We start from the raw sequence: 10842 nt of genomic DNA, 5'->3' as shown, positions 1-10842 counted from the left end.
GAAGCTTCAGAGGCCAAGGAAAGCGAAAGCCAGGCCAAGATCGCGAGCCTCGGCCGGCGTCTAAACGCCGCCCTGGTCCAGCGGGTCCAGGAACTGTCGCGTTACCGCTCCGACTTCTTCGGCCGCCTGCGCGAGATCCTGTCGCAGCGCTCCGATATCCGGGTCGTCGGCGACCGCTTCGTCTTCCAGTCGGAAGTCCTGTTTTCCTCCGGCTCCGAAGAGATCAACCCGGACGGCAAGGGCGAGCTCGACAAGCTCGCCGACGCGATCCAGGAACTCAGCCTGCAGATCCCCGACGAGATCAACTGGGTTCTCAGGGGTCGACGGCCACACGGACGCCCGGCCGCTTTCGGGAACGGGCCGGCTCCGCAACAACTGGGAACTGTCCGCAGCCCGCGCCATTTCGGTGGTCCGCTACCTGATCGAACGCGGCGTCAATCCCAAGCGCCTGGTGGCGGCCGGCTTCGGCGAATTCCAGCCTCTGGAAGAAGGCGACACCCCGGAAGCCTTGGCACGCAACCGGCGCATCGAACTCAAACTGACCGAGCGCTGAGCAAATCTCCCATTTGTGACTCCCCCTCGCCGGGCTACACTCTTTCCAGTCAAATGACCGGGAGAGCCAGCCATGCTTGAATTGCGCCCGAACTGCGAGTGCTGTGACAGGGATCTGCCTCCGGAGGCCCCGGATGCCATGATCTGCACGTTCGAATTGCACCTTCTGCCGCAACTGCGCGAAAGGAGTGTTGAACAGCCAATGCCCGAACTGCGGCGGCAATCTCGTCGCCCGGCCGATCCGGCCCGCGGAAAAACTGCTGCGCTATCCGGCGTCCACGAAACGGGTGCTGAAGCCGGAAGGCTGCGCGGCGACAGGCTGACGGACCAATAAAAAGGCTGCCGCAAAAAAGCGGCAGCCGAAATTCGGAACGTCTCCCCTGCGGCCTTGCCGGGTTCCTGCCGGAGATAAACCCCGGCAGGAAAGAGGTTTCACGTCAGCTCGCCGATGCTTCCGCGGCACCCGCTGCGGTCTTGCGGCGCGAGAAAAGCCACATCACGGAGACGAAGAAGACGGGCACGAAGACGATGGCCAGCGCCGTGCCGGTAATCGTTCCGAACAGAACGGCGTAACCGATCGCCTGGCGTGCGCCGGCGCCCGCGCCACTGGAGAGGACCAGCGGCACGACCCCCAGACCGAAGGCCAGCGAGGTCATCAGGATCGGGCGGAAGCGTAGGCGTGCGGCCTCGCGCGCCGCTTCCAGCGCGGTTTCGCCGAGAGCCGTCATGCGGTCACGTGCGAACTCCACGATCATGATGCCGTTCTTGCCCGTCAGGGCGACCACGGTGAGCAGACCCACCTGGAAGTAGACGCCGTTCGACTGGTTGCCGATCTGCGCGCCGATGAGCGCGCCGAGGATGCCGACGGGCATTGCCAGCAACACCGAGATCGGGATCGTCCAGCTTTCGTAAAGTGCCGCCAGACACAGGAAAACGGCGGAAAGTGCCAGCCCGTAGAGCAGCATGGCGCCGGCACCGGCTTCCTTTTCCTCCAGCGACATGCCTGTCCACGCCAGCTTGAAACCCGGCGGAAGTTGTCGGGCCAGCTCTTCCATGACGGCGATCGCGTCACCGGACGTATAGCCATCGGCGGCGGATCCTTCGATGTTCATGGAAGGCAGCGCATCGTAACGGTTGACCTGCTGCGGTCCGTAGACCCATTCCTGGGTGGAGAAGGTCGAGAAATCGACGAAGTCGCCGTTCTCGTTCTTGATCCGCCACAGGCTGATGTCTTCCGGAACGGAGCGAGCGGACGGTTCGCCCTGGACCACGACCTGCTTCATCCGTCCCTGGTAGAGGAAGTCGTTGATGTAGCTACTCGACCACACGGTCGTCATGAAGGTGCCCACATCGGCGGCCGACACGCCGACGGCGCCCGCCTTGGCCCAGTCGATGTTCAGGCGGAACTGCGGGGCATCCGCGACGCCGCTGGGACGCACGGCTGTCAGGCGCGGGTCTTGCGACGCCAGTCCGAGCAACATGTTACGGGCCGCCAGCAGGTCCTCGTGCGACTGACCGGCGGTGGCCTGAAGGACGGCGCTGAACCCGTTGGACGTGCCAAGTTCCATCACCGCCGGTGGGACGATCGGCACGACAATCGCTTCCCGGATGCCGCCAAGCAGCGGACCATAGGCCCGCCCGGCAATGGCCATCACCGAGTTCTGCGGATCGGTCCGTTCGGACCAGTCCTTCAGCTTGACGAACATCATGCCCATGTTCTGGCCCTGTCCGGCAAAGGAGAAGCCACGGACGGCGAAGATGGAGGAGACGTTGTCCGCCTCCGCACTGCGCCAGTACTTCTGAACCTTGTCGAGGACAGCTTCCGTTGCCTCTGCTGTGGACCCGGAGGGGAGTTCGACAATGACAAGGACGGCGCCCTGATCCTCATCAGGCAGGAAGGAAGTGGGTGTGCGCTGATACAGGAAGACCATGCCGCCGACCAGAACCGCGAAGATGAGCAGCATCCGCACAATGCGCTTCGTCGCGCCACGGACAATCGCGAGATAGCCCGAGGTCAGACGCCCGAAGGCGGCCTCGAAACCGGTCCCGAAGGACCTCGCAAGCCGCCCGATTACACCCGTGTTCGATTCGGAGTGGGCCTTGAGGATGGTTGCGCAAAGCGCCGGCGTGAAGATCAGTGCCACCAGCACCGACAGCCCCATGGCCGAAACGATGGTTACGGCGAACTGCTTGTACATCTCCCCGGTCGAGCCGCCGAAGAAGGCCATGGGCACGAAGACGGCGGAAACCACGATGCCGATGCCGACAAGGGCACCGGTGATTTCACCCATCGACTTCTTGGTCGCCTCGCGCGGAGACAGATGCTCATCCCGCATCAGCCGCTCGACGTTCTCGACCACCACGATGGCATCGTCCACGAGAAGGCCGATGGCCAGGACCATGGCGAGCATGGTCAGCGAATTGATGGTGAACCCGAGCAGCGCCATGATGCCGAAGGTGCCCAGCAGCACCACCGGCACCGCCAGGGTGGGGATCAAAGTGGCGCGGAAGTTGTGCAGGAACAGCAGCATCACGAAGACCACCAGAACGATGGCCTCGATCAGCGTATGCACGACGGCTTCGATCGACAGTTCGACGAAGGGCGTGGTGTCATAAGGAATGGCGTAGCTCACACCCGCCGGAAATGTCTGGGAGAGTTCCTCCACCTTCGCCTTGACCAGCCTGGACGTCTCCAGCGCATTGGCACCGGAAGCGAGCTGGATGGCCATGCCGGTGGATTCCTTGCCGTCCATATAGGTGGCAAGTTCGTAGTTTTCGGAACCGAGTTCGATGCGGGCGACGTCCCGCAGGAGAACCAACCCGCCGTCTGTATCCGCCTCGCAGCACGATGCGTTCGAAATCCTCCGGCGTCTGGAGCAGGGATTGCGCGGTGATGGTTGCGTTCAGAAGCTGTCCCTTAGGCGCCGGCATGGCCCCGAAGGAACCGGCGGAAATCTGGGCATTCTGGGCACTGACCGCAGACGTGACATCGGAAGGCGACAGGCCGTAGTACTTCAGCTTCTGGGGATCGAGCCAGATCCGCATGGCGTATTCGGAGCCGAAGACCGTAACCGAACCGACGCCTGAGACACGCGAAATGGGCTCCACGACATAGGAGTTGATGTAGTCGGACAGATCGACTCCGGACCGGCTGTCGTCCTCGGAGATCAGGGCGATCACCATCAGAAAGCCGGTAGCCGACTTCTCCACGGTAACACCCTGCTGGGTGACGACGGAAGGAAGGCCGGCCTCTGCCTGTGCCAGCTTGTTCTGCACCTGGACCTGAGCGATATCCGGATCCGTGCCCAGCTCGAAGGTCAGGGTGATGCTTGCCCCGCCGGTGGAGGTGGTCGAGGAATTGATATAGCGCAGGCCATCCAGGCCGGTCATCTCCTTCTCGATCTGCTGGACCACCGTGTCCGAGACGGTTTCCGCCGAAGCGCCGGGATAGGTCGCGCTGATGACGACCGAAGGTCCGGCGATTGACGGATACTGGGAAATGGGCAATCCCATGATGGAAATCACGCCCGCGGCCATCACGATGATCGCGAGAACCCAGGCGAAGATCGGGCGCCCGATGAAGAACTGAGACATTATTGTTCACTTTCCGCGGCACCAGCCTGTTCGGAAGAGCTGTCCGAAGCAGCGCCCGAAGCAGCGCCCGAAGCAGCGCCCGAAGCAGCGCCCGAAGCAGCGTCTGGGGCGATCTGGACTTCGGCGCCGACCTGGGCCTTCTGGAAGCCGGACGTGACGATCTGGTCGCCTTCGTTCAGACCGGACGAGACGACCCACTGGTTTCCTTCCGAGCCGGAAATTTCAATGGAGCGTTTGGCGATCTTGCCGCCATCGACAATCCAGACGTTTGCCGTGCCGTCGGTGTCGCGCATGACGGCACTTTGCGGAACCAGAACGGTTTTTTGGGTGTCGCCTTCCGGCAGCAGGACTTCAACGTAGAGGCCCGGCAACAGCATGTGCTGCGGGTTCGGGAACGTGATCCGCAGCGTTACCATGCCCGTCGTCGGCTCGACCCGTGGCTCGGCAGCCTGCAGATGACCGATCTCGGAATAAGTTTTGCCGTTCGGCAGGAGCATCCTGATTTCGGCCTCGTCGAGCCGCTTGCGCTGGTCTTCGCTGGAATGCCATTTCAGCAGATCGTTCACCGACTGGGTTACATCCACGTAGATGGGATCGAGCGTGCGGATGGTGGTGAGCGGATCGGTCTGCTCGGCGCTGACCAACGCACCGATGGTGGTGTCGGACAGGCCGATCACGCCGGAAATCTGCGCCCTGATCGTCGTACGGTCCAGATCGATCTGGGCCTTGTCGAGCTGGGCTTCCGCGGCCTGAAGCGACGCGAAAGCCGCGTCGCGGGTGGCGACTGCGGTGTCCCGGCTGGCCTCGGACCCGACACGGGTGGAAAAGAGGTTTTCCGCCCGTTTCGCATCGGACTTCGCCAGGTCGTAATTCGCCTGGGCCTGAGCAACGGAGGCCTTCGCCGCGGCCACGGTCGCGGCATAGACGTTGCTCTCGATGGAGTAGAGCTCCTGACCCTTCTTGACCTCAGCCCCTTCCTCGAACAGCCGTTCGTTGATCACGCCGGAGACCTGCGGCCGGACCTCGGAAATCGTCGACGCCTTGATACGGCCCGGCAGGCGGGAGGTCGGCGTGTAGTCGGTCGATTTCGCGGTAAGGACGGTGACCGACGGGGCCGGGCGCTGCTGTGCATGCGCCGTGACTGGCGCGAGGCTGAGCGCCAATGCGACGAGGGAGGTGCTAAAAATCGCGTATTTCTTTTTGTTTTTCATCATTTTACCTGGGTCATGAATGCGGGTCCGGGGATGGGGAGGCCGGTTACTCGCGTATCTGCGATATTCGGGAGACAGGGCGGTGATCAGGTGGGCGGCACCTTCAAGGTGTTGATCTGGTAGCGGATCAGCTTCGCGCCCACTTCCTGAAGCTTGAAGCACTTGTTTGACCGGAGCCACTCCGAGAGCAGGCCGTTCACCATCGACATCAGGGCGATCGCTGCCTCCGAAGGGGTGAAATCGGGATTCAGTTGTCCAAGGTCCTGAGCGCGCCTGCTGATCTTGGACAGGACTTCGTGCATTTCCGTATTTGTTTCCGCAAACAGGGCCATGTCCTCGCCGGCGTGCGGATTGGAAGACATGATTTCAATCATGTGCTGAAGATGGACGTCGCCTTCGACCTCCTGCAGGAACTCGCAGCTTGCCGTTTCCAGAAGCTGAAGCGGGTCCCCATGCGACTGTTCGGCGGCAACACGCAGCATCGCTGCCTGCGGAGGATCGGACCGCTCCTGCAGCGCGCGAAGGAGTTCGGATTTATCCTTAAAATGCCAATAGAATGCGCCGCGGGTCACACCTGCTGCGCGCGAAATTCGCTCAAGCGTCGTGTGAGCGATGCCGTTTTCGAGGAACAGCAGCTCCGCGGCATCAAGGATCGATAGGCGCGTCCTTTCCGCGTCTTCCGCTGTCTTTCTCATCAAACGCTCCTGTGCACTGCAGCATTTCTTATACATACATTCTTGTATGTATGTAAAGTTTTTTTGTTTCTTGCTGAGGAGGGCCCGGATCGGATCCCGGAGCCGGAGGGCTGCGCGGCCTCAGGCTGAAAGGCAAAGAAAAAGGCTGCCGCAGGAAGCGACAGCCCGTTTTCGTCACGACAAGTTGGACGGTAAGAACCTGTGATCAGGCCTTGCTGTCGTCCTCGTCGTCGCCCTCATTGCCGGCGTTGTCGTTGCCGGCATCGTCGCCCTTCAGCGAATTCAGCTTCGCGAAGACGGCATCCGCGTCGAATTCTTCTTCCTCTTCCCGTGCGATCGGCTTGCTCGTATCCATGGAGAAAGCAGCTGCGAGCGCTTCTTCGCTGGTGGATTCTTCCACCGGCATCAGCGTTTCGACGACTTCGCCTTCCGGACGCGGCGGTGCGTTCTTGGCGGCCTTTTCAACTTCCATGTCGAGTTCAAGCTGGCTGCACAGTCCGAGGGTGACCGGATCGGAAGGAACCAGGTTGGCCGAGTTCCAGTGGGTCCGGTCGCGGATGGCCGCAATCGTCGGCTTGGTGGTGCCGACCAGACGCATGATCTGGGCATCCTTGAGTTCCGGATGATTGCGCACCAGCCACAGAATCGCGTTCGGGCGGTCCTGGCGGCGGGACACCGGCGTGTAACGCGGTCCCTTGCGCTTGGCTTCCGGCACGACGACCTTGGAGCCCTGCAACTTCAGCTGATGGTTCGGATCGTTCTGCGCCTTCTCCACTTCTTCCCGGGTCAGCTGCCCGGTCAGGATGGGGTCGAGACCCTTGATGCCCTGCGCGGCCTCGCCGTCGGCAATAGCCTTCACCTCAAGCGGGTGCAGTTTGCAGAAGGACGCAATCTGCGTGAAGCTCAAGGATGTATTGTCGACGAGCCAGACGGCGGTGGCCTTCGGCATCAGCGGCGTATTCGCCATCGGTTAAATTCCTCCTGTCGGCTCCCTCGCCCGGCGGGGCGAAAAAGCAGTGGTCCATCTGAATTGAATGGGAATTGACCGTGAATATAAGGCGAGCAGCGGTCAAAAGCAAATCCGTCCTGTGCCGGATAAATGTCTCATAAAAAGCAGGACGTTATTGCCCGTTTCCGGCCTTGAATGCTCTTGCAGCGGCCGTAGGATGAAAGAAGCGAGTCTCCTTGGAACGGAGACCGGATCGGGAGGATCACAATGAAAACAGCGCTTGTGACAGGCGCCGCGCGCGGTATCGGACTGGCCACGACACAGCTCCTTCTGGACAAGGGCTGGCAGGTCCTCATGGTGGATATCGACGGCGAGGAACTGATGAAGGCCTCCGCGCCCCTCGACAACGTTCAGGCCATCGTCATGGACGTCTCCGACCCGGAACAGGTCGAGCGCTGTTTCGCCGATGTGGCGAAAACCCATGGCCGCCTCGAAGGGCTGGTAAACAACGCCGGCGTCGCCGACTTCGGCCCGATCCGAGAAACCACCTTCGACCGCTGGCGAACGGTGATGAAGACCAACCTCGACGGCGTCTTCCTGATGACCCAGGCGGCGACGGATCTGCTGATCGCCGGCAAGGGTGCGATCGTGAACATCGCCTCGATCTCAGGCCTGCGCGCCAGCACCCTGCGCGTCGCCTACGGCACCTCGAAGGCCGCCGTCATCCAGCTCACCCTGCAACAGGCCGCGGAACTCGGCGAATTCGGCATACGCGCCAACGTCGTGGCGCCCGGACCGGTGAACACCAAGCTGGCACTCGCCGTGCACACCCAGGAAATCCGCGAAGCCTATCACGACGCCATCCCGCTCAACCGCTACGGGACGGAAAAGGAAATCGGCAACGCCATCGTGTTCCTCCTCTCGGAAGAGGCGAGCTACATCACCGGCCAGTTACTGTGCGCGGACGGCGGCTTCGAGGCCACCGGCATCGGCCTACCCGCGCTCAGGCGATAGTAATAATTTCCAGCAGCCGGATCAGTTCACCTCGAGCATGATCTTGCCGATATGGCCGGAGCTTTCCATCCGCCGATGGGCGTCGGCCGCCTCAAGCAGCGGAAAGGTCGAATCCATCACCGGACCGATCTTTCCGGCCTCGATCAGCGGCCAGACCTTTTCTTCCAGGTTCCGTGCGATCGCGGCCTTGAAGGCGTTGTCGCGCGGACGCAGGGTGGAACCGGTGTGGGTGAGCCGCTTCATCATCAGCCGACCGAAATTCAGCTTCTCGGAAACGCCGCCCAAAGTGGCGATCTGGCAGATGCGGCCTTCCACCGCCGCCACGATCCAGTTTTTCTCCACATAGTCGCCGCCGACCATATCCAGGATGACATGCACGCCGTCACCGTCGGTCAGGTCCTTGATGACCTCGACGAAATCTTCGGTCTTGTAGTTGATGACGTGATCGGCGCCCAGCGCCCGGACGGCTTCCGCCTTTTCATCCGATCCGACGGTGGTGAACACCTCCGATCCGAACGCCTTGGCGAGCTGAATGGCGGTCGTGCCGATCCCCGACGTCCCGCCATGAACCAGAAACCGCTCGCCGGGCTTCAGGCCGACCCGGTCGAACACGTTGCTCCAGACGGTGAAAAAGGTTTCCGGCAAGGCCGCTGCCTGCAGCATCGACAGTCCGTTCGGTACGGCAAGCGCATGGGCTTCCGGCACCTTGCAGTATTGCGCGTAGCCGCCGCCGGGGGCGAGCGCCGTCACCCTGTCACCGAGCTCATGCATCACGGCGCCCTCGCCGCGCGCGACGACCGTGCCGGCCACTTCCAGCCCCGGAAGGTCCGAGGCCCCTTTGGGCGGCGGATAGGCACCCTTGCGCTGCTGCACGTCGGGCCGGTTCACACCTGCCGCTTCCACCTTGATCAGGATCTCTCCTTCGGCCGGCTCCGGCAGCGGGCGCTCTTGCGGCACCAGAACCTCCGGACCGCCCGGTTCGGAAATCGCCATGGCGGTCATTTTTGCCGGTAGGTCAGTCATGCTCAATCTCCCGAGGTCACGGTCTCATAAATATCCATTGGGGTTTAGCCCGCCCGGCCAAAGCTGACAATGTCGGTTTTGGAGGATAAATTCCCCCTTTCCATCGATGGCCGCAGCCAGCGGAAAGGAGCAGAACCGTGAGCCTTTTTGACGACGACACCCCGAAGAAACCGCGAGGGTCCCAGATCATTGTGGGACAGGATCTCAGCACATTATCGGAATCCGAACTGGCTGAGCGGATTGTTGAACTGGAACAGGAAATCACTCGCACAAAAGAGACTTTGTCGAACCGTAGTAATATTCGCAATGAAGCAGAGTCTTTATTCGGAAAGCCGAGTACGTAATTTTTATGACAGCTTTCCGATCAATATAAAACAGTCCTACTTTGGGTCATCTGAATAGGTAAAAATTTAGTCGTTTACGCCTTATTAATCTTTCCAAAGTATAAACAGAGTTATCCAGTCATCTGGATCTTGAGTGGCTCCTGTCCACTCTGTTTGACGCCTCCCTGTTAAAGACTCAGAGCCGCATTTTTGCGGCTCTTTTTTTTGGTCATCCCACGCGCTATCATTGCTGCCGACTGTCGCCGACAGGCCTGGTGGGGCCGATTGGCACGTGTGTTGCAAAGATTCCCGGCAGAAGCCCAATTCGTCTCGAAGTGAAACAGTTCCGCTTTGAGGCACTTCTTTCGCGGAGACGTTTCCCGAAAAGGCACACGGGCAGGTGAAGCAGAAGTAACAAAGGCGTACCGATCGATGACGGATGAGACCCCCACCCGCAACACCGCACCCGAAATGGTGCATATTGCCAACCGGCTCGCATCTTCCGACAATTTTCAGAGCCTGTTTGAAGAGGGCATGTCTCTGGTCGAGGAAACCGCGCTCTATCTCGACGGCGACGGCCGTGCCGAAGCCAAGCTGCTGCCGCGCCCAGCCTCACTCGCCTATGCCACCGAATCGATGCGGCTGACCACCCGCCTGATGCAGCTTGCATCGTGGCTGCTCCTGCAGCGTGCCGTCAACGAAGGCGAAATGTCCCGCGAGCAGGCCGGCAGCGACAAGAACCGGGTTCGCCTGGAAAAACTCAGCAGCCCGGTCGACAGCCCGTCGTGGACCGACATGCCGGAAACCCTGAGGGACCTCGTTTCCCGTTCCGTCCGGCTTCAGGAACGCATCGTCCATCTCGATCAGATGCTTTATCGCACCAGCGACGAAACCAGTACGGAGGAAACACCCTCCAATCCGGTCGAAGCCCATTTGAACAAGCTTCATGCCGCTTTCGGCCGTATCGGCTGAACGCAGTCCCGGCCGGGGCCATTTCACATCCAGTGGCTTTCCGGCTTTGACAGCTTCCAGACTTTTTCAGCCGCCCTTATGGGCGGCCTTTTTTTGCGCTCTTTCGAAGCCTGAGCTTCGACAAACAAAAAACCCGGCACGAGGCCGGGTTTTCGAAAATACTGCAGTCGAGCCGGGGATCAGGAGCCCAGGAAGCCTGCGTACTTGTTCTTGAAGCGGGACACGCGGCCGCCGCGGTCCATCAACTGAGCGTTTCCGCCGGTCCAGGCCGGGTGGGAATTCGGGTCGATGTCGAGCTGCAGGGTATCGCCTTCCGCACCATAGGTGGAGCGGGTGGTGAATTCGGTACCATCGGTCATGACGACCTTGATGGTGTGGTAATCGGGATGGATATCCGCTTTCATGACCGGTCCTTTCAAGCACCCGGAACCGGCATTTCGCATTCAACGCCATACCCGGATACAAACGAAACAAAAAGGCCGCCGATCCCGGATGGATGCAGCCTTCCA

9 protein-coding genes and 3 pseudogenes are annotated in these 10842 nt (G+C 61.0%); 5 read left to right on the top strand and 7 right to left on the bottom strand.

The genetic code is table 11. From position 1 onward, the window contains the following. Positions 1-553, top strand: a pseudogene (locus ABIN98_RS17570) (peptidoglycan-binding protein); the annotation flags it as partial. Positions 554-625: 72 nt separating this feature from the next. Continuing rightward, positions 626-875 (top strand): annotated as a pseudogene (locus ABIN98_RS17565) (DUF1272 domain-containing protein). Positions 876-989: 114 nt separating this feature from the next. Here the strand turns inward: ABIN98_RS17565 and ABIN98_RS17560 are convergent. The 5 genes and pseudogenes from ABIN98_RS17560 to ABIN98_RS17540 form a co-directional block, all read right to left on the bottom strand. Then, positions 990-3371, bottom strand: coding sequence for an efflux RND transporter permease subunit (locus ABIN98_RS17560; RefSeq protein ID WP_346911869.1), 2382 nt, complete (start codon positions 3369-3371; stop codon positions 990-992). 79 nt (positions 3372-3450) lie between these two features. Then, a pseudogene (locus tag ABIN98_RS17555) lies at positions 3451-4089 on the bottom strand (efflux RND transporter permease subunit); the annotation flags it as partial. A gap of 56 nt (positions 4090-4145) precedes the next feature. Continuing rightward, complete coding sequence (locus ABIN98_RS17550; RefSeq protein ID WP_346911868.1) at positions 4146-5360, bottom strand: efflux RND transporter periplasmic adaptor subunit; 1215 nt, start codon at positions 5358-5360, stop codon at positions 4146-4148. A gap of 83 nt (positions 5361-5443) precedes the next feature. Further along, entirely contained in the window at positions 5444-6052 is a 609-nt protein-coding gene (locus tag ABIN98_RS17545) for a TetR family transcriptional regulator (RefSeq protein WP_346911867.1), read from the bottom strand. 205 nt (positions 6053-6257) lie between these two features. Then, positions 6258-7019, bottom strand: a complete 762-nt coding sequence (locus tag ABIN98_RS17540) for a cell cycle transcriptional regulator TrcR (protein ID WP_346911866.1) — start codon at positions 7017-7019, stop codon at positions 6258-6260. Between the two features lie 249 nt (positions 7020-7268). On the opposite strand from ABIN98_RS17540, the gene ABIN98_RS17535 reads away from it, so the two are divergent. Further along, positions 7269-8015, top strand: coding sequence for an SDR family oxidoreductase (locus ABIN98_RS17535; RefSeq protein ID WP_346911865.1), 747 nt, complete (start codon positions 7269-7271; stop codon positions 8013-8015). Between the two features lie 21 nt (positions 8016-8036). On the opposite strand, the gene ABIN98_RS17530 is transcribed toward ABIN98_RS17535, so the two are convergent. Next, positions 8037-9038 carry an NAD(P)H-quinone oxidoreductase gene (locus tag ABIN98_RS17530; protein ID WP_346911864.1) on the bottom strand — a complete coding sequence of 334 codons (1002 nt, stop codon included), beginning with the start codon at positions 9036-9038 and terminating at the stop codon, positions 8037-8039. 137 nt (positions 9039-9175) lie between these two features. On the opposite strand from ABIN98_RS17530, the gene ABIN98_RS17525 reads away from it, so the two are divergent. Together ABIN98_RS17525 and ABIN98_RS17520 are read left to right on the top strand one after the other, a co-directional pair. After that, positions 9176-9382, top strand: coding sequence for a DUF1192 domain-containing protein (locus ABIN98_RS17525; protein WP_346911863.1), 207 nt, complete (start codon positions 9176-9178; stop codon positions 9380-9382). Between the two features lie 411 nt (positions 9383-9793). Then, positions 9794-10333: a DUF1465 family protein gene (locus tag ABIN98_RS17520; RefSeq protein ID WP_346911862.1), complete on the top strand. Its 540-nt coding sequence runs from the start codon at positions 9794-9796 to the stop codon at positions 10331-10333. 179 nt (positions 10334-10512) lie between these two features. On the opposite strand, the gene rpmE is transcribed toward ABIN98_RS17520, so the two are convergent. Then, positions 10513-10737, bottom strand: coding sequence for a 50S ribosomal protein L31 (gene rpmE, locus ABIN98_RS17515; protein ID WP_346911861.1), 225 nt, complete (start codon positions 10735-10737; stop codon positions 10513-10515). Between the last annotated feature and the right edge of the window lie 105 nt (positions 10738-10842).

Origin of the sequence: uncultured Roseibium sp. (assembly GCF_963675095.2) — a bacterium.
In the GTDB taxonomy this organism is placed as follows: Bacteria; Pseudomonadota; Alphaproteobacteria; order Rhizobiales; family Stappiaceae; genus Roseibium.
This window is presented reverse-complemented; position numbering and strand designations above follow the sequence as displayed.